The sequence below is a fragment of the Micromonospora echinaurantiaca genome (assembly GCF_900090235.1).
Classification (GTDB): domain Bacteria; phylum Actinomycetota; class Actinomycetes; order Mycobacteriales; family Micromonosporaceae; genus Micromonospora; species Micromonospora echinaurantiaca.
This window is the reverse complement of the sequence record NZ_LT607750.1, coordinates 3,228,855-3,246,528: the sequence shown is the minus strand read 5'-3', so window position 1 is coordinate 3,246,528 and position 17,674 is coordinate 3,228,855. Positions and strand designations below refer to the sequence as shown.

Annotated in this window: 16 protein-coding genes and 1 pseudogene; 6 read left to right on the top strand and 11 right to left on the bottom strand. The window is 72.4% G+C overall.

Annotated features, from left to right (window positions below):
* The first annotated feature begins 25 nt into the window (after window positions 1-25).
* Window positions 26-808, top strand: a complete 783-nt coding sequence (locus GA0070609_RS14785) for an alpha/beta fold hydrolase (RefSeq protein ID WP_088994348.1) — start codon at window positions 26-28, stop codon at window positions 806-808.
* A 41-nt stretch (window positions 809-849) separates the two neighbouring features.
* Here GA0070609_RS14785 and GA0070609_RS14780 read toward each other — a convergent pair whose 3' ends face one another.
* From GA0070609_RS14780 to msrB, 4 genes are all read right to left on the bottom strand, one after another.
* Window positions 850-2,031 (bottom strand): low temperature requirement protein A, encoded by a 1,182-nt coding sequence (locus GA0070609_RS14780; RefSeq protein ID WP_088994347.1) that lies wholly within the window; start codon window positions 2,029-2,031, stop codon window positions 850-852.
* 231 nt (window positions 2,032-2,262) lie between these two features.
* Window positions 2,263-2,397 (bottom strand): hypothetical protein, encoded by a 135-nt coding sequence (locus GA0070609_RS34885; RefSeq protein WP_269459285.1) that lies wholly within the window; start codon window positions 2,395-2,397, stop codon window positions 2,263-2,265.
* Window positions 2,398-2,511: 114 nt separating this feature from the next.
* Window positions 2,512-3,030, bottom strand: a complete 519-nt coding sequence (gene msrA / locus GA0070609_RS14775; protein WP_088994346.1) for a peptide-methionine (S)-S-oxide reductase MsrA — start codon at window positions 3,028-3,030, stop codon at window positions 2,512-2,514.
* Entirely contained in the window at window positions 3,027-3,494 is a 468-nt protein-coding gene (gene msrB / locus GA0070609_RS14770) for a peptide-methionine (R)-S-oxide reductase MsrB (protein ID WP_088994345.1), read from the bottom strand. Before msrB ends, msrA begins: the two co-directional genes overlap by 4 nt.
* 298 nt (window positions 3,495-3,792) lie before the next feature.
* On the opposite strand from msrB, the gene GA0070609_RS14765 reads away from it, so the two are divergent.
* Window positions 3,793-4,986: a low temperature requirement protein A gene (locus tag GA0070609_RS14765; protein WP_157748172.1), complete on the top strand. Its 1,194-nt coding sequence runs from the start codon at window positions 3,793-3,795 to the stop codon at window positions 4,984-4,986.
* Window positions 4,987-5,043: 57 nt separating this feature from the next.
* Here the strand turns inward: GA0070609_RS14765 and katG are convergent, their stop codons facing one another.
* The 4 genes and pseudogenes from katG to GA0070609_RS14745 form a co-directional block, all read right to left on the bottom strand.
* Window positions 5,044-7,242, bottom strand: coding sequence for a catalase/peroxidase HPI (katG, locus tag GA0070609_RS14760; RefSeq protein WP_088994343.1), 2,199 nt, complete (start codon window positions 7,240-7,242; stop codon window positions 5,044-5,046).
* Between the two features lie 31 nt (window positions 7,243-7,273).
* A pseudogene (locus tag GA0070609_RS14755) lies at window positions 7,274-7,628 on the bottom strand (hypothetical protein).
* Between the two features lie 95 nt (window positions 7,629-7,723).
* A complete protein-coding gene (locus GA0070609_RS14750; protein WP_088994342.1) occupies window positions 7,724-8,749 on the bottom strand; it encodes a DUF7507 domain-containing protein in 1,026 nt (341 codons plus the stop codon).
* A gap of 236 nt (window positions 8,750-8,985) precedes the next feature.
* Entirely contained in the window at window positions 8,986-9,591 is a 606-nt protein-coding gene (locus GA0070609_RS14745) for a CGNR zinc finger domain-containing protein (protein WP_088994341.1), read from the bottom strand.
* 94 nt (window positions 9,592-9,685) lie between these two features.
* On the opposite strand from GA0070609_RS14745, the gene GA0070609_RS14740 reads away from it, so the two are divergent.
* The 3 genes from GA0070609_RS14740 to GA0070609_RS14730 all read left to right on the top strand — a co-directional run bounded on the left by GA0070609_RS14740 (window position 9,686) and on the right by GA0070609_RS14730 (window position 13,804).
* Window positions 9,686-10,432 (top strand): metallophosphoesterase, encoded by a 747-nt coding sequence (locus GA0070609_RS14740; protein WP_088994340.1) that lies wholly within the window; start codon window positions 9,686-9,688, stop codon window positions 10,430-10,432.
* A 3-nt stretch (window positions 10,433-10,435) separates the two neighbouring features.
* Window positions 10,436-11,077, top strand: a complete 642-nt coding sequence (locus tag GA0070609_RS14735) for a LysE family translocator (protein WP_088994339.1) — start codon at window positions 10,436-10,438, stop codon at window positions 11,075-11,077.
* A 300-nt stretch (window positions 11,078-11,377) separates the two neighbouring features.
* Complete coding sequence (locus GA0070609_RS14730; protein ID WP_197700293.1) at window positions 11,378-13,804, top strand: M14 family metallopeptidase; 2,427 nt, start codon at window positions 11,378-11,380, stop codon at window positions 13,802-13,804.
* A gap of 66 nt (window positions 13,805-13,870) precedes the next feature.
* On the opposite strand, the gene GA0070609_RS14725 is transcribed toward GA0070609_RS14730, so the two are convergent.
* The gene (locus tag GA0070609_RS14725) at window positions 13,871-14,497 is read right to left on the bottom strand and encodes a universal stress protein (protein WP_088994337.1); all 627 of its coding nucleotides are present in this window, start codon (window positions 14,495-14,497) and stop codon (window positions 13,871-13,873) included.
* A gap of 586 nt (window positions 14,498-15,083) precedes the next feature.
* On the opposite strand from GA0070609_RS14725, the gene nhaA reads away from it, so the two are divergent.
* Window positions 15,084-16,403 (top strand): Na+/H+ antiporter NhaA, encoded by a 1,320-nt coding sequence (gene nhaA / locus GA0070609_RS14715; RefSeq protein ID WP_088994336.1) that lies wholly within the window; start codon window positions 15,084-15,086, stop codon window positions 16,401-16,403.
* 30 nt (window positions 16,404-16,433) lie between these two features.
* Here the strand turns inward: nhaA and GA0070609_RS14710 are convergent, their stop codons facing one another.
* Both GA0070609_RS14710 and GA0070609_RS14705 read right to left on the bottom strand, forming a co-directional pair.
* A complete protein-coding gene (locus GA0070609_RS14710) occupies window positions 16,434-16,967 on the bottom strand; it encodes a DUF3592 domain-containing protein (RefSeq protein WP_157748171.1) in 534 nt (177 codons plus the stop codon).
* 51 nt (window positions 16,968-17,018) lie between these two features.
* On the bottom strand, window positions 17,019-17,612 hold the full coding sequence (locus GA0070609_RS14705; RefSeq protein WP_088994334.1) for a CGNR zinc finger domain-containing protein: 594 nt from the start codon (window positions 17,610-17,612) through the stop codon (window positions 17,019-17,021).
* Window positions 17,613-17,674 lie beyond the last annotated feature (62 nt).

The following is a 17,674-nucleotide window of genomic DNA, read 5'->3' as shown; positions in this document are numbered from 1 at the left end:
CCGCAGCTGTCGGGTAACCCCGGGTATGCGGAGCAAGCCTCAGCCGTACGCGCCACCGTTCCCGACGGACGTGGCGACGTCGTACCACGACGGTCCGCTGGGTCGGATGCGCAGCCGGGCGGTCGGCGAGCCGCGATCCGACGTGCCCGAGCTGGTGCTCGTGCAGGGCATGGGAGTGGCCGACTACCTGATGCCGGGCCTTGGCGCCCTCGGCGAGTGGACCCGGGCACACCTCGTCGAGTTGCCCGGCTTTGCCGGCAGCGGCGAGCCGCCGCACGAACTCACCGTGCCGGAGTTCGGTCGTGCCGTCGGGGAGTGGCTCACCGCCCGACGACTCGGCCCGGTGGTGCTCGCCGACCATTCCAGCGGCACCCAGGTCGCCGCCCAGGCCGCGGTGGGCCGGCCCGACGTGCACGGCGTCGTCCTTGCCAGCCCGACGGTGGACCCCGCCGCTCGCAGCCCGCTGCGGCTGTTCGTCCGCTGGCGGCTGGACGGACGCCGCGAGCCACCGGGGCTGACCGAGTCGCACCGCCCCGAATGGAAGCGTGCCGGGCTGGGCCGCATGCTGCACCTGGCACGCGCGCACCTCGACCACCCGATCGAGGAACCGGTGGCCCGTCTCGAGGTCCCGCTGCTGGTCATCCGGGGCCGCGACGACGTGATCGGCACGTCCCGGTGGGGTCGCCGGCTCGCTGCCCTACCGCCTACGGGCGAGTACGTCGAAGTCGCCGGCGCCCACACCTTCCCGTGGCGGGACCCGAAGGCGTGGTCGGAGCCGATCCGCCGCTTCGCAACCAGCGTCGGCTGATCGCCATCTGACGGGGCCCGCCGACTGGATGGCGCCGGCGGCTACTCGGGCGGCGACGGCAGCGCGGGCGGCGGATGCCGACGGGCGCGGGCCGCGTCGGCGGCGGCGGCCCCGACGAGGACCGCGAGGGCCGCCGCGGCGACCAGCAGCGGCGGTGCGTGGAGCAGCGGCGGCGCCAGGGCGGCCAGCACGAGGATGCCGATCAGCCAGGCGTAAGGCGTCCGGGCGAAGACGGCGTACTCGAAGCCGGCCCGGCCGGCCAGGAACAGCGCGGGTCCGCCGAGGATGGCGGCGACCCAGGCCGGCTGCGAATGTCCGAGCGGATGGGTGATGATGATCTCGTCGCCGACCGCGGTGGCCACGATGCCGGCCAGCATGATCAGGTGGGCGAGCGCGGACCACCGGGCCAGGCTGTCCGGCTTGCGGGCCGCGGCGATGGCGGCGGGCAGCAGGTCACCGGCCCGGTAGACGTAGATCCGCCAGAACAGCACGGTGCCGGCGAACCCCACCACGAACGCCACGATCCGTTCGGCCGCGAAGCCGGTACCGCCCAGGGTCAACGCGGTGACCAGGATCAACTCGCCGAGCGCGATGATGAAGAGCTGCCGGTACCGCTCGGCCAGATGCTCGGCCAGGACCGGGAAGTCCGATTCGGGCGAGCGGCCCAGCCCCGGCGTGGGGAAGCGGAGGATCCCGCCGGTGTAGTCGACCGCGACCGCCAGCGTCCAGAGGACCGGCCGCGCGGGACCCGCCATGAGCGCGCCGGCGAACCACGGCACCGCCGACACACCGAACCAGAACAGCAGTCGCAGGCTTCTGCGCTGCAACTGGTGACCGCGCAGGGCGAGGACGAAGTAGACCTGGCGGCCGACGTGGATCGCCACGTACGCCCCGGCGAAGACCAGCCCGCGGGCCCCGAACGCGTCGGGCAGCGCGGCCACCATCAGCAGGCTGCCCAGCATGGTCGCGGTGACCAGGAACTGGATCTCCATGCGTTGCGGGTCGTACAGGTTGGTCGTCCAGGTGGTGATGCTCCAGGTCCACCACATGGCCAGCAGCAGCACCAGCGTCTGGAAAGCCCCGCTCCAGCTGAGGTCCCGCATCAGGCCCCGCGAGAGCTGCACGAGCGTGGCGACGAACACCAGGTCGAAGAAGAGCTCGAGGAAGATCGCCCGGCGCGGCCCCCTGGGCCCTCGCAGCAGCCTGGCCCCGCCCGTCGTCATCGGCCCGCCCGTTCTGCCGGCATCGTCACACGCGCGGCATCCGTACGCGGTCCCGGCGGACGCGGAGCGGCGAGGCGGGTGGAGAGCGACCGGCGCGGTGCAGCGTACGGCGGGCAGGCCGGCGAGCCGGAGCGCCGGGCGGGGGCGCGGTGGTCGCGCCCACGCCGGGCGCTCCGACGCGCCGAGGGACGGTTCATCGGTACGAGGACCGGTGCGACTAGTCGGGCGCGCTCAGCGCACCGATGGGAAGGCGGTGCGCAGCTCCGCGGTGCGGGTCCGCAGCGCCTGCAGGTCCACCTCGGGGATCTCCACCGTAAACCGCCGTATTCCGGCTGCGTCCACCCGCGCTTCGGTCTTGACCGCCATGGGGCCACCCTTCCCGTGCCGCGAAGTTGGTCTCGCGCCCCCGGATACCACCTGACGTGCCCGCTACACCTGGCTTGACCTGAGGCTGGCGGTGACCGGCCGCGGCCAGCCGCGTCAGCCGGCGCTCTCCCCGCGCCGGGGCAGCTTCCACTCCGGCCGGACGAAGTGACAGGTGTATCCGCCGGGATTGCGCTCCAGGTAGTCCTGGTGCTCCGGCTCGGCCTCCCAGAAGGGCCCGGCAGGGCTGACCTCGGTGACCACCTTTCCCGGCCACAGGCCGGAGGCATCGACGTCGGCGATGGTGTCCTCCGCGACCCGCCGCTGCTGCTCGTCGGTGTAGAAGATGGCGGACCGGTAGCTGAGGCCCACGTCGTTGCCCTGACGGTTCTTCGTGGTCGGATCGTGGACCTGGAAGAAGAACTCGAGCAGGTCCCGGTAGGAGAGCTTCGCCGGGTCGTAGACGATCTCGATCGCCTCGGCGTGAGTCCCGTGGTTGCGGTAGGTCGCGTTCGGCACGTCCCCGCCGGTGTACCCGACCCTGGTGTCCAGCACGCCGGGGCGCTTGCGGATGAGGTCCTGCATGCCCCAGAAGCAGCCGCCGGCCAGGATCGCCTTCTCGGTGGTCTCAGTCATCGCTTCCGCTCCCCGTCCGGGTGCTCGAACAACGTGCGGTACTCGCCGTAGCCCTCGCGCTCCAGGTCGTCGCGCGGGATGAACCGGAGTGCCGCCGAGTTCATGCAGTACCGCAACCCGCCGGTCTCCACGGGACCGTCGTCGAAGACGTGCCCGAGATGACTGTCCCCGTGCGCCGACCGGACCTCGATGCGGAACATGCCGAGGCTGGAGTCCTGCACCTCGACCACGTTCCGCCGATCGATCGGCTTGCTGAAGGTCGGCCAGCCGGTGCCGCTGTCGTACTTGTCCACGGAGGCGAACAGCGGTTCCCCGGACACCACGTCGACGTAGATCCCCGGCTCCTTGCTGTCCCAGTACGCGTTGTCGAAGGCCGGCTCCGTGCCGCCTTCCTGAGTGACCCGGTACTGGTCCGGCGACAGCCGGGAGATCGCCTCGGCGCTCTTGCGGTAATCCTGTGACACGGTCGTTCCTCTCGGATCGGTCATCGGCAGGACGTGCCGGGTCAACGGGCCTGCCCGCGCGATCCGACGCGTACCCCGCCTGCGGTCGACTAACCGCCGTCCCGCCCGCGACCAAACAGCCTGAGCAGGGCGAGGCTGATGTCCGGAATTGCCGTTCCTGAGACGGGCCGCCCCGGCGGCGCCGATAATCCTCCCGGGCGCAGCGCCCGGCTGGCCGTACCTCCGACCGGCGGCCGGCGCGCACCGCGGCGCCGGCATCGCCCACGACCGGATGGGACGGGCGGCGGGGAGGCCGGGCATGACGACCGGGGGCAGCACCGAGTTGGTGCGCCGGCCGAACGCGTCGAACCGGGCCACCCTGCTGGAACTGCTCTTCGACGTGGTCTTCGTGGCCGCCCTGGCGCTGATCTCGACGCTGATCGCCGAGCGGGACTCGTGGGCCGGCGTCGGGCCGGTCGTGCTCATGCTGATGGCGATCTGGTGGACATGGTCGATCACCTCGACCACCACCGACTTCTACGACCCGGACCAGCGTCCGATCCAGGCCATCCTCATGGTGACGGCGCTCGGTGCCGTGGTGACGGCGGCGGCGGTCGGCTCCGCCGCGCACGCGTTGGTCTTCGCCATCGGATACGTGACTCCCCACGTGGTCCGGGGTCTGGTGCTGGTGGGGGTGCTGCACCAGCACCAGCGCCGGCACCGGCACCGGCACCAGGCCAAGGGGCGCGCGGCGCGCTTCTTCTTCTGGTTTCTGGTCTCCGGCGTCTGCTGGATCGTCGGGGCGCTGCTGCCCGGCGCGCCGCGCTGGGAGCTCTGGACCATCGCGGTGGCGATCGACTACGTCTCGGCCGCGGCGCGTTACCCCACACCCTGGCTCGGCCGGGTGCCGCTCGGGCAGTACGAGCAGACGACCGCGCACCTGGGCGAGCGGTACCAGCAGTTCGTCATCCTGGCGCTCGGCGACATCATCCTGGCGCCGACCCTGAAGATCAGCACCGCGGAGTTCACCTCCGCCCGGCTGGCCGCGTTCCTCGTCGCCTTCCTCACCATGCTGCTGCTCTGGCAGATCTACGTTCTGGGGTCCGGCGCCATACTGCGGACGCTCGCTGCCCGGCTGCTGCGGCGGGCGACCCGGCTGGCGCCGTACACCCATCTGATGATGTTGGCGGGCATCGTCTGCACCGCGGCCGGTTTCGACCTGGTCATCGACCGGCCCACCGGCGAGACGCCGGCGCGCTGGGTCGCCCTGATCTTCGGCGGCCCCGCGCTGTTCCTGGTCGGGCGCACCGTGTTCACCTTCCGGATCGTCGGCGTGGTCCCGTGGCACCGGGTGCTCGGGCTGCTGGTGCTGGCCGGCGCGGCACCGTGGGTGGGTGGCTGGCCACCGGTCCTGGTCACCAGCCTCGCTCTGCTGGTGTTGGCCGCGGTGGTGGTCGGGGACGTGCTGGGCGAGCGGTCGACCCGGCCGGCGCTGCGCGGGCACCCAGGCTGACTCCACCCCGGGGCGACGGGCGGGCCCCGGTCACCGAAGACCGGGGCCCGTGGCGGATCAGGCGAGGTCGAACCGGTCCAGGTTCATCACCTTGACCCACGCCGCGACGAAGTCCCGGAGGAACCTCTCCTGCCCGTCCGCGCCGGCGTAGACCTCGGCGATGGCGCGGAGCTGGGAGTTCGCGCCGAAGACGAGGTCGACGGCGGTGGCGGTCCACCGGACCTCGCCGGTGGCGCGGTCCCGGCCCTCGAACACGTTCTCGGTCTCGGTGGAGACCTTCCACTCCGTGCCGATGTCGAGCAGGTTACGGAAGAAGTCGGTCGTCAACGTCTCCGGCCGGTCGGTGAGGACGCCGTGTCGGGCCTGTCCCGCGTTGGCGTTGAGGACCCGCATGCCGCCGATCAGGACGGTCATCTCGGGCGCGGTCAGCGTCAGTAGGTTGGCCCGGTCCAGCAGCAGCGTCTCCGGCGACAGCTTCTGCCCGGCGCGCAGGTAGTTGCGGAACCCGTCCGCCCTCGGTTCCAGCACGGTGAACGACTCGACGTCGGTCTGCTCCTGGGAGGCGTCGGTACGCCCGGGCGAGAACGGCACCGTCACGTCGTGCCCGGCGTTCCGGGCGGCCTGCTCGACGGCCGCGCAGCCGGCCAGGACGATCAGGTCGGCGAGGGAGACCCGCTTCCCGCCGGACTGGGCGCCGTTGAAGTCCTGCTGGATCCGCTCCAGGACCGGCAGCACCGCGGCCAGCTCGGCCGGATCGTTGACCTCCCAGTTCCGCTGCGGCTCGAGGCGGATCCGGGCCCCGTTCGCGCCGCCGCGCATGTCGGTGCCGCGGAAGCTCGCCGCCGACGCCCACGCGGTCCGGACGAGCTGGGGGATGGACAGGCCGGAGGCGAGGACCGTGCTCTTGAGGGCCGCGATGTCCGCGTCCGCGATCAGCTCGTGGTCGACCGCCGGCACCGGGTCCTGCCACAGCTGCGGCTCCGGCACCCAGGGGCCGAGGTAGCGCGAGACCGGTCCCATGTCGCGGTGCAACAGCTTGTACCAGGCCCGAGCGAACGCGTCCGCGAACTGGTCCGGGTTCTCCAGGAAACGCCGCGAAATCGGCTCGTAGGTCGGGTCGACGCGCAGCGCGATGTCGGTCGTCGCCATCATCGGGGCGTACCGGACGGAGGGGTCGTGGGCGGCGGGCACGGCGTCCGACCCGGCGCCGCCCTTCGGCCGCCACTGCTTGGCGCCGGCGGGGCTCTCGCAGACCTCCCACTCGAACCCGAACAGCGTCTCGAAGAAGCTGTTGTCCCAGGTGATCGGGGTGGGCGTCCAGGCGCCTTCGAGGCCGCTGGTGATCGTGTCCGGGCCCTTGCCGCTGCCGTAGCTGTTCTTCCAGCCCAGGCCCTGCGCCTCCAGCGGTGCGGCTTCGGGCTCCGGGCCGACGTACTGGTCGGCGCGGGCGGCGCCGTGGGTCTTACCGAAGGTGTGGCCGCCGGCGATGAGTGCGACGGTCTCCTCGTCGTTCATCGCCATCCGGCGGAAGGTCTCCCGGATGTCCCGGGCGGCGGCGAGGGGATCCGGGGTGCCGTTGGGCCCCTCCGGGTTGACGTAGATCAGCCCCATCTGGACGGCGCCCAGCGGAGCCGCGAGTTCCCGGTCGCCGCTGTAGCGCTCGTCGCCGAGCCAGGTGTCCTCGGGCCCCCAGAAGATCTCCTCGGGCTCCCAGACGTCCTCGCGCCCGAAGCCGAATCCGAACGTCTTGAACCCCATCGACTCCAGCGCGCAGTTGCCGGCGAAGACGAGCAGGTCGGCCCAGGAGATCTTCTGCCCGTACTTCTGCTTGACCGGCCAGAGCAGTCTGCGTGCCTTGTCGAGGTTCGCGTTGTCCGGCCAGCTGTTGAGCGGGGCGAAGCGCTGGGCGCCGTCGCCGCCACCGCCGCGGCCGTCCTCGATGCGGTAGGTGCCGGCGGAGTGCCAGCTCATCCGGATGAACAGCGGCCCGTAGTGGCCGTAGTCCGCCGGCCACCAGTCCTGCGACGTGGTCATCACCTCGAAGACGTCCCGCTTGAGCGCCTCGACGTCTAGGGTCTTGAACTCCTCCGCGTAGGTGAATGACTCACCCAGCGGGTTGGCCCGGGGTGAGTGCTGGTGGAGAACCTGCAGGTTCAGCTGGTTCGGCCACCAGTCCTGGTTGGCCCTCGGCCGACTCGGCTTCGGGGTCGGGGAGGGGATTGCCGGGTTCTCGCTCTCGCTGCCGCGCTCAGGCACGTCGGTCCTTCTCCTGTCGGTTGCGGTTCGGTCAACTGGTTGCTGGCGCCGCGACCCGGGACGCGCAGACCTTGCGGTCGGTGACCCCGGCCTCGTCGGCCGAGCAGCCCTGGTGGTCGGACGCGGTCGGCCAGGGTGCCCCGCCGACGGCGCAGTCGACGTCGGCGATGACGACGCGCGACCGGCACACGATGTGGTGGTGGTGGTCGTCGCCGACCCGTGAACTCGACACGACGATCGATACGCCGGCGGCGTGCGGACGCGCGCACCGCTGACAGCACGGCCAGCCGCGGACGGGTCCCGCGCAGCGCGGCCCCGCGTCGCACGCGCTCGACGTCCGAGGTGGCCACGGTGCGCAGTATGCCCGACTTCCTACTTGACTGCATCAAGAAGCCGGATTGGCGCGCGCGGCGAGCCGCCGTTCCGGAAACGACGACCTCCGGGCACCGCACGGGGTGCCCGGAGGTCGTCGCTCTGTCGGTCAGGCCTGGCCGCGTGCCGTGCGGCGCAGCCGGCTCACCCCGAGCAGGAGAGCGCCGGCGGCCAGCAGACCGCCGCCCAGGGACAGGACGCCGGTGCTGTCGTCGCCGGTGACCGGCAGCTCCTGGTCATCCTTGCCGTCGTGCCGGTGGTCGAACTTGCCACCCCGGATGCAGACGGTGGCGCTCGCCGGGTTGGAGACGACCTTCTTCTTGTCGTGCTCGCCGGTCGCGTAGGCGGTGTTGACGATCTTGCCGGCCTTGACGTCCTCCCAGGTGACCACGTGCGGCTCGACGGCGTGGCAGTCGGTGCTCGCGCCCGGGTGCAGCCAGGTCTTCTTGCAGACCACCGGTCCGGCCTTCTTGTCGTGCACGGCGATCTCCTTGATGGTCACCGTGCCGGTGTTGGCCACCCGGTAGCTGTAGAAGATCTTGTCACCCTTGACGGCGTAGCCGTCCTTCTCGCACTTGCTGCGGCAGTCCGACTCGACGCGGGCCTTCTTGTCCAGCCACAGGCGGGCCTTCTCCCGCTCGTCCTTCGTCCTGACGGTGAATTCGGCCTTGTTGGACATCACCTTCTTCCGGTGGAACCACCCCTTCGCCCAGGCGGTGTTGACCACCTTGCCGGCCTTGACGTCCTCCTTCGTGACCGTGTACCAGCCGGTGCAGGTGGCGCTCTCGCCCGGCTCGAGGTCGAGACCCTCCACGTGCTGGGCGGCCGGCCCGGAGTGGCCCTTGCAGACGATGCCGCTGACCGTGTCGTCGTCGACGGTGATGCCGGTGATCGGGCGGTCCGTGCCGGTGCTCTTGTTCCGCACCGTGTAGGTGTAGGTGACCTTGTCGCCGGCCTTCAGGTCCTTGGCCGGCGTTCCGGTCTTGGTCAACTCCAGCTTCGGATTCGGTTCCGGCTTCGGCCCGGCGACCGCCGGCGAGCCCGCCGTGAGCAGCAGGCCGCCGGCGAGCACCGCGACGGCGCCCAGTCGCGTGCCGATGCCCATCCGTCTGCGCGACGCAGATGTCGTGCCCATGTAGATCCCCCGTGTACGTGGATGGTTGGTACCGGGGGCAACGAGCGCTGTCGGGACCCGTCACGACGGGCGGGCGGGAATCCCTCGCACGGTGGACGGATGCGCCCCGGACAGCTGTCCATGGACTCAGTGATACGCCGAATCCCGCACCCGACAGGGGATTCGCCGGTACGGTGCGCGGAGTAAGCGGTCAGTCAGCGCCCCGCCGCGGTGACCTCCGGTGGGTCGGCCCGCGGCTACCGTCCGGCCTGCTGGCGCTGGTAGTGGCGGGCGACCCGGGCGCGGTTGCCGCAGGACGGCTTGCACCACTGCTGGCGCGCGTGCTCTTTGACGAAGTACCGCACGCAGCGTGGCGCCGGGCAGGCGCGCAGCTGCGCCCGCTCGGGCCCGGCGAGGAAGTCCACGGCGGCGCGGGCCAGTGCCGCGGTGAGCCGTAGCCGTGGCTCGGCCGGGCCCGAGTGCCGGGTGAGCGTCGGCGCCGCGTCGTCCGGCCAGTGCAGCCGGGGGCTGGTGGGCAGCCGGCCGGCGGCGGCGTTGAGCTGGCGCACCGCCTCGGCCGGCGTGAGCAGTGACGCGCGGTCGGCCCGGCTGGGCGGTTCCGGCGCGACCGCCCGGGCGAGCAGCGTGCGGACGGCCCGGCGCAGCGCGACCACGTCGAGCCGGGTCTGCTCGTCGGGCAGGTCGGCCGGCGGCGCCAGGTCGTGGTCGTAGCCGCGCAGTGGTCCGGCCTGGTCGCGTAGCCAGCGGGCGAGCCCGGCGGCGTCGGCGAGGTCGTCGGTCACGCCGCCGTTGCCGTCGTGCCGGATGGTGCCGGCCAGGGCGAGCGTGAGTTGGACAGCCATCGAACCTCCGTCGTCGCGTGCCGTCTTGTGGATCTTCAGAGGGCCAGTGTAGCGTCCCTAACGCCAAAAGCGCCGCAACCCATTAGGGGGCATCGTGCTGACCATCGCGCACCTCAGCGACACCCACCTCGACGACCACCCGCGCTCGGCGGAGCGGACCGCCCGGGTCATGGACCACCTGCACAACCTGGCCCGTCCGGTGGACGCCATCCTGATCACCGGCGACATCGCCGACCACGGACAGGTGGCCGAGTACGAGCTGGCCGCCAAGCTCTTCGCCTCGCCACGACCGGTGCTGGTCTGCCCGGGCAACCACGATGTGCGCGACGCGTACCGCAGGGGACTGCTGGGCGAGGCCGACGGCGGCGACGGGCCGATCAACAGCCGGCACGACGTCGGCGGCGCCACCTTCCTGCTCGCCGACTCCAGCATCCCCGGCCGCGACGACGGTCACCTGGACGAGGAGACCATGGGTTGGCTGCGCGAGCAGCTCGCCTCGGTGGCGGCCGACGTCCCGGTCTTCATCGCCTTCCACCACCCGCCGGTCGCGGTGCACCACCCGGTCATCGACGACATGCGGCTGCTGCCCGTGGACCCGCTCGCCGAGCTGGTGGCCGCCCATCCGCAGATCGTCGCCGTGCTGACCGGTCACTTCCACACGGCCGCGGCGAGCACCTTCGCCGGCCGCCCGCTGCGGATCGCGCCCGGTGTGGTCTCCACCCTGCGGATGCCGTGGGAGGGCGAGGGGACGCTGACCGACCAGCTCCAACCGCCCGGGATCGCCTTCCACGTGTACGACGACACCGGGCTGCTGACGACCCACTACCGGGTGGTGGTCTGACCGGTGACGGGGGTGGCCATGCTGGGCTTCGCGCTCGCCGTCGCGCCGATCACGCTCACCCCCGGCACCAGCTTCGCGCTGGTCGTCTCGCGGGTGGGCGCCGGCGGCCGGCGCCAGGGCTGGTGGGTGATCCTCGGTACGGTGACCGGGATCTACCTGCACGCGGCGCTGGCCGCGGCCGGTCTGGCGGCGCTGGTGCTGCGCTCGTCGCAGGCGTTCTGGGTCGTCAAGCTGGCCGGCGCCGGCTATCTCGTCGGGCTGGGCTGCTGGCTGCTCGTCTCCGCCGCCCGCCGGCGGCCCGACGCGCCCGAACCGCCGACCACGCGGGCCGGCTGGCGTCGGCTCGCCGGCCGGGTCCGCCATCCGTACCTGCAGGGACTGCTTGGCAACGTGCTGAATCCCAAGGCGGCGGCCGTCTACCTGACGCTGGCCCCGCAGTTCCTCGACCCGTCGCGGCCGGTGCTGGTGCCGATGCTGCTGCTGGCCACCGCGCACGCCGTGCTGCACACCGGCTGGCTGGCCGGCTGGACGGCGGTCACCGGCGCGGCCGCGCGGCTGCTGCGTACCGAACGGGTGCGCCGCGCGCTGGACTGGGTCACCGGCGGCGTTCTCGTCGGGCTGGGCGTACGGTCCGCGCTGAACTGACCGGTACCCGGCGCCGGACCTTACCGGAGGATTGACAGACCACTTTGTCGACACTGAGGATTGCCTCAGTCCACCGACCGCCACGGAACAGCCACTCGTCCACCAGATCGACGGCGCTTCCGCAACTCGGCGACGCGGGCAGCGCCGGTCCGCCGCAACCGGACACCATCACCTTCCTTTCACCGGGTCGTGACGCCGCGGGCGCGGCACGCGACCGACGGGGCGGAGCCGCGTACCCCGGGCGGGGCCCCTCGGCCAGCTCATTCGGTCACCCATGCCGAGAAACAGAAGGGTCGACAGATGCGTGATCCCCTAGGTCCCCGGTGGCGACGCCGCCTTCCGCTCCCCGCCGCGCTGGCCGGGGCCATGGCCGTGGTGCTGCTGGTCAGCCCGGCCTCGGCCACCGCGCCGCCGGCCGCTCCCTCGGTCGACCTGGTCCGGGTCGGCGACGAGGAGGCGAACGTCGTCGAGGTGCTGCTCGCCGACACCGCCCAGCTGGACGCGCTCGTCGCGACCGGCGTCGACCTCGACCACCACGTCGCCCGCACCGAGGACGGCGTCGTCGCGCACGCGGTCATCACGGCCAGCGAGGGCGCGGCGCTGACCGCCGCCGGGTTCCGGCTCGGCGAGGTGCTGCACCGGCCCGCCGACGCCCAGGCCCGGGTGGCCGAGCGGGCGGCGACCATCGCCGAGCACGCCGCGGACAACCGGCAGTTCGCCGCCGCCGCGTCCGACCCGACCGCGCCGGACGTCTCCGACGTCAAGATCATCCGCGCGGACTACTACACCTCCGGCACCAGCCAGATCCTGTCCGTGGAGGCGAAGTGGGCGCAGGGCCAGACGGCCAGCACGCCGCTCACCGTCGAGCGCGACAGCGGCCCGGGCACCGCGTTCGGCTCCGGCGGTACGCAGACCATCTCCCGCTTCGTCGACGCCGGCGTCTACCTGTACCACCGCGGCGCCGCGACGGTGACCACCCGGCCGGACCGCATCCGGATCACCAGCCCGACCGGTGACGTGGCCATCGCCACCGTCAAGGAGTGGCTGCCGACCCCGGGCGACGGCCCGGAGGGGCCCGGCTACCAGAAGGACTTCGTCACCAGCTACCTGACCCCCACCGAGCTGTACGCGCGGATCCACCAGCTGGCCGCCGAGTTCCCGGACCTGGCCGAGATCGTCGAGCTGCCGTACAAGACCAACGGCTACCGGCGGCACGCGCAGGCGGTGCTCGGCACCGCCACCGCCAGCCGGGTCGCGGTCGACTCGCTGGCCTGGGGCCACGAGGGCGGCAACGCCGTCTCGGTGGAGCTCGCCGACCCGGGGGCGCCGAACACGCCGCTGTCGGTGAGCGTCACCGGCTCGGCGGTGCGGGTGACCCTGAGCACCGACTCCGCCGGCACGGTGACCAGCACCGCCGCCCAGGTGGTGGCGGCGCTCAACGCCGGCGCCGGTTCGTTGCTGCGGGCGTACACCTATCGGGGCAGCCCGGGCACCGGCGTGGTCGCGCCGGCCGCGCGGACCCAGCTCACCGACGGGCTGAGCGCCCCGGCCAGCGTCTCCCGCGAACCGCACCCGGTGTACGCGATCCGGATCGGCAAGCACCGCGACGGATCCAAGCTCGGCGTGCTGGCCTACGCCCAGGAGCACGCCCGGGAGTGGGTGCCGCCGCTGGTCACCATCGAGACCGCCGAGCGGCTGCTGCGCAACTACGGCCACGACGGGCAGACCAAGCAGCTGTTGAACAACCTCGACATCTGGATCGCCCCGTCGGTCAACCCGGACGGCGGGCACTACTCCTTCTACGACTTCAACTCGCAGCGCAAGAACATGACCAACCACTGCCCGCTGACCGGCTCGGCGGACTTCCTGGCCCGCAACTCGTGGGGTGTGGACAACAACCGCAACTACACCGAGTACAGCCTCTTCGACGGCTACTCGGGCGCGTCGTCGAGCTGCACCAGCGGCACCTACGCCGGCCCGAGCGAGCTGTCCGAGCCGGAGAACCGGAACCTGGACTGGCTGGCCGCCCGCCCGAACATCCGGTTCTCGATGAACCTGCACTCCTCCGGCAACTACTTCATGTGGTCGCCGGGCGCGTACGCGCTGCCGGACCGGGTGTCGGCGCCGCGGCCGACCCTCGCCGAGGAGTCGGCGTTCTGGGGCGCCTCCTCCCGGATCCTGAGCGCCATCAAGCGGCACCGGAACATGGCGGTCACCCCGGCGCGGACCGGCCCGATCTCCGACGTGCTCTACTCGGCGGCCGGCAACTCCGGAGACATGCTCTGGTACAAGTACGGCATCTACGCGTGGAACTTCGAGGTCGGCACGTCCTTCCAACCGGAGTGGGAGGAAGCGCACGCCGAGGCGATGGAGTTCGCCAACGGGCTGGTCGAGCTGATGCGGGTGGCCCGGGACTTCGCCAAGGACAAGCAGCGGCCGGAGAGCACCTTGACGGTCGCGCCCAGCTCCACGCCCGGCATGGTGAACGTGACCTTCGAGACCAGTGAACCGGCAGCGGTCTTCTACACCCTGGACCGGGCCGCCCCGACGTACGCCTCCACGTTGTACGGCTCCGCCGGCATCCGCGAGGGCGGGGAGACGCTGACCGTCCCGGCCGGCACCCGGGTGCACTGGTTCTCGGTGGACTCGGCGGGCAACGTCGAGAACAACTACCGCCCGGACGGAAACGGACAGAACTACCGCAAGGGCACAGCGGTCCTGCCGTAGGGCGCACAGTCGAACATCGCGCACAGGGGGTGTGCGGGGGTTGCCGACCCCGCACACCCCCGCCTCTCACCGGCCGGGCAGGCTGCCGAGCAGAACGGCGCGGCTGCTGCGGTGGGCCAGATCCTCCGCCACGTTGCCCAGCAGCTTCTCGTCGAGCCCGTGCCCCCGCCGACCGATCACCAGCAGGTCGACGTCACGGGCGTCGGCGACGGCCAGGATGGCATCGACCGGGTGGCCGGCCACGATTTCCGTGCTCGCGTCGGCCAGTCCGTCCGGCAGAGTGCGCGCGGCCTCGTCCAGCATCCGGCGGGCCCGCTGGCGCTCCGCGAGCGCCTCGCGGTCGACCAGGTCCGGGTCGGTGACGGTGACCAGGACCAGCTCACTGGTGGTGCCGGTCAGCGCGTTCGCGACGGCGCGCAGCGCCCGGTCGGAGTCGGGCGAGCCGTCCAGGCCGACCAGGACGCGCAGGCCGGGCCCGGTGGGTGCCGGGGCCCGGGAGCGGACGTCGATCCGCTGCGGGGCGGCCCGACCACGCTCGACCGCGATCGGCACGAAGAGCGGGCCGAGCAGCCCACCGACGAGGTACCAGAGCAGGTTGCGGTGCCCGCCGCGGGTGACGAAGACCGCAGCGGTGACCAGCCCCGTCGCCAGCCAGGCCACCAGCGCCAACAGGGCCCAGCCCAGCTCAGCCATGGCCGCTCCGGCGGGCGGGCGGCGCGGGCGGGTCGGTCATGCCGGTGTCTACCCCCGGCGGCGGCGGGTACGCCCCCGCATCGCCGGACGCTGACCGCCTACCGGAGGGGTGTCGTGCACATGGACCGGGCCGTGCGCAACAGCCGGGCCATGGTGCGCCGGATCGGCACCGCCCTGCGCGACGAGGAGCCGGTCCCGGCCGACCTGCCAGCCGCCGTCGAGCGGTTCGGCGAGGCGGTGCGGGTGCTGCACCGCGAGTTTCTGGAGGCCGAGGAGCCGGTGCGGACGCGCGAGCGGGTGCTGCGGGCGGTGCGGCAGGCCGGCGCGGCGTGCCGGCAGGGCTTGGGTTTCTCCGGCACCATCGTGGTCTCCCAGCTGCGGACCGCCGCCAACGACCTGCTGCGCGCCACCGGGGTGCCCGCGAGGCGGCACGCCGGATGGTTCAGCGGGCCGCCGCCGGGTACTAGCGGTCCGCCGGGCGTCCGCCGTACGCGTCCGCCCGGCCAGCGGATAACGTTGTGGCTCTGGTGTGCCGGGAAGTCTGGTCGGCGATGGATGACGCGACCCCTGCCGACGAGGAGATTCCGTGACCGACGCCACTCGGCGCCGTACCAGCCTGTTCGCCCGCCGTTCCTGGGCCGAGACCAGCCGCATCTCGGAGATCCTGCGGCGGGAGACCGTGGGCGGCGCGCTCCTGCTCGTCGGGGCGCTGCTGGCCCTGATCTGGTCGAACTCGCCCTGGACGGAGCAGTACCAGGCGTTGCGGGACCTCCGGCTCGGCCCGGCCGCGCTGCACCTCGACCTGAGCCTGGGCACCTGGGCGGCGGACGGTCTGCTGGCGATCTTCTTCTTCGTCGCCGGGCTGGAGCTCAAGCGCGAGTTCGTCGCCGGTGACCTGCGGGACCCACGGCGCGCGGCGGTGCCGGTGGCGGCGGCCTTCGGCGGGGTGCTGGTGCCGGCCCTGCTCTACGTCCTGATCGCCGGCGCCGGCGCGGGCCGGGGGTGGGCGATCCCGACGGCCACCGACATCGCCTTCGCCCTGGCGGTGCTGGCCGTGGTCGGCCGCTTCCTGCCGCCGGCGCTGCGGACCTTCCTGCTCACCCTCGCGGTGGTCGACGACCTGATCGCCATCGTGATCATCGCCGTCTTCTACACCACCGACCTGTCGATCCTGCCGTTGCTCGGTGCGCTGGTGCCACTGGTGGTCTTCGCCCTGCTGGTCCAGCGGCGGGTCCGGTCCTGGTGGCTGCTGCTGCCGCTGGCGGCGGCCACCTGGGTGCTGATGCACGAGTCCGGCGTGCACGCCACCGTGGCCGGGGTGCTGCTGGCCTTCACCGTTCCGGTGATCCGCAGCGAGGCCGCCGGCGGACCGGCCGCCGGGCGCGGGCTGGCCGAGCACTTCGAGCACCGGTTCCGGCCGATCTCGGCCGGCGTCGCGGTGCCCGTCTTCGCGTTCTTCTCCGCCGGGGTCGCGGTGGGCGGCCTGACCGGCCTGACCACCGCGCTGACCGACCGGGTCGCGCTCGGCATCGTGGTCGGGCTGGTCATCGGCAAGCCGATCGGCATCCTGGGCGCGACCTGGCTGGTCTCCCGGTTCACCCGCGCCGACCCGGAGGAGGGCCTCAACTGGCTCGACGCGCTGGGGCTCTCGCTGCTCGGCGGCATCGGCTTCACCGTCTCCCTGCTGGTCGGCGAGTTGGCGTTCGGGGCGGGCAGCGAACGCGACGACCACGTCAAGGTCGCCGTGCTCACCGGGTCCCTGCTCTCGGCCCTGCTCGCCTCGGTGGTGCTGCGCGCCCGCAGCCGGGTGCACCGGCAGGTGTGCGAGGCCGAGTCGGTCGACCGTGACCACGACGGGGTGCCGGACGTCTACGACCCGGACCCGGACCGGCCCGACATCCGCTGAAGGGCCGGGCCGCCTCGTCACCCGGAGCCGTCACCGACCGGGGCGGTGCGGGCGTCGCCACATCGCCCACCCGGTCGCCGCCAGCAGCGCCGCGCCGCCGATCACCAGGATCCAGCGCGTACCGAGGGCGGCGTCGTCGTCGGCGTCGGCCACCCGGCCGGCCGGATCGTCCGGGTCGTAGCGCAGCCTGATCGGCGCGCCCACCTCCTGCCTGGTCCCCGTGCCGGGGTCGGTGACCTCGGCCGTGACCTGCTCGCCGGTGGCCGTCGTGAAGCGCACCGTGAGGTAGGTGGTCTTCCCGCCGCGGACCTCCACGATCTGACCGACCGTCACCACGCCGCGGGCGTCGAGCACCTGGTGGTCGCGCCAGGAGTCGATGCCGATGGCGAGCAGCGCGCCGCCCAGGGCAACCCCGACCAGGGCCGCGAACCAACTCGGCCGGTCGAAGCCGAGGCCCCGGGTCCGGCGTCCCGGCTTCGGCCCGCGCAGCGTCGGCCGGCCGAGGATCTCCCGCTGCTTGCCGGACGCCCACCGGCGCCGACGCCGCTCCCGCCGACCAACCACGGACCCAGTGTGCGGATCGACCCCGAGGACGACCACCCGGGTCGGTCCGAATCAGGGCCGCTGGCCCTTCGCCTTCTGTCGGGCGTAGTAGGCGCGGGCGCGGTTGCGGTCGCCACAGTCCTTCGTGTTGCACCAGCGGCGGTTCCGCCGCGGTGACGTGTCGAGATAGACCCAGCCGCACTTGACGTCTTCGCACTGGTGGAGGCGGTCGAGGTCGGCGCGCTGGGTGAGGGCCACGAGCCCGCGGACGATGCGATTGCGAGGCAGGTGGAGGTCGATTTCCCGGTCTCGCCATTGCCAGCGGGCGCCCGTGCGGACCAGGTCGGCCGCGGCGATCGCCGCCCGGTACATGGCCGCGAGATCCGCGGCGGCTTCGGGGTCGTCCTCGAAGAGGGCCGCGTAGACCCGCTCGCGCGCCGCGATGACCTGTTGCCGCTCCCGCTCGGCCTGGGCGTCGTCCTGGCCGGCGAGGTCGCGCAGGGCCACGGCCTCGTCTCCGCTGATCAAGTCGGACTCGATGCACCAGTCGACGACGTCCGAGAAGGTCTTCAGGTTCTCCGTGCAGTCGTGCCCGCCAAGGCGCCAGTCAACGGTGTTCACCAGGTCGAGCATGGGGTCGCCGGCGATGTGACCGAACCTCACCATCAGCTCCTCTCATGGCCAAAAGCATTGTTGCACGTGAGACAACTGCCCTGCCATACTCGCGC

Excerpts from the sequence above, each read along its gene's own strand:
- GA0070609_RS14785 (WP_088994348.1), top strand. The coding sequence starts at position 26 with ATGCGGAGCAAGCCTCAGCCGTACGCGCCACCGTTCCCGACGGACGTG.
- GA0070609_RS14780 (WP_088994347.1), bottom strand. The coding sequence starts at position 2,031 with ATGACGACGGGCGGGGCCAGGCTGCTGCGAGGGCCCAGGGGGCCGCGC.
- GA0070609_RS34885 (WP_269459285.1), bottom strand. The coding sequence starts at position 2,397 with ATGGCGGTCAAGACCGAAGCGCGGGTGGACGCAGCCGGAATACGGCGG.
- msrA (WP_088994346.1), bottom strand. The coding sequence starts at position 3,030 with ATGACTGAGACCACCGAGAAGGCGATCCTGGCCGGCGGCTGCTTCTGG.
- GA0070609_RS14765 (WP_157748172.1), top strand. The coding sequence starts at position 3,793 with ATGACGACCGGGGGCAGCACCGAGTTGGTGCGCCGGCCGAACGCGTCG.
- GA0070609_RS14750 (WP_088994342.1), bottom strand. The coding sequence starts at position 8,749 with ATGGGCACGACATCTGCGTCGCGCAGACGGATGGGCATCGGCACGCGA.
- GA0070609_RS14745 (WP_088994341.1), bottom strand. The coding sequence starts at position 9,591 with ATGGCTGTCCAACTCACGCTCGCCCTGGCCGGCACCATCCGGCACGAC.
- GA0070609_RS14730 (WP_197700293.1), top strand. The coding sequence starts at position 11,378 with ATGCGTGATCCCCTAGGTCCCCGGTGGCGACGCCGCCTTCCGCTCCCC.
- GA0070609_RS14725 (WP_088994337.1), bottom strand. The coding sequence starts at position 14,497 with ATGGCTGAGCTGGGCTGGGCCCTGTTGGCGCTGGTGGCCTGGCTGGCG.
- GA0070609_RS14705 (WP_088994334.1), bottom strand. The coding sequence starts at position 17,612 with ATGGTGAGGTTCGGTCACATCGCCGGCGACCCCATGCTCGACCTGGTG.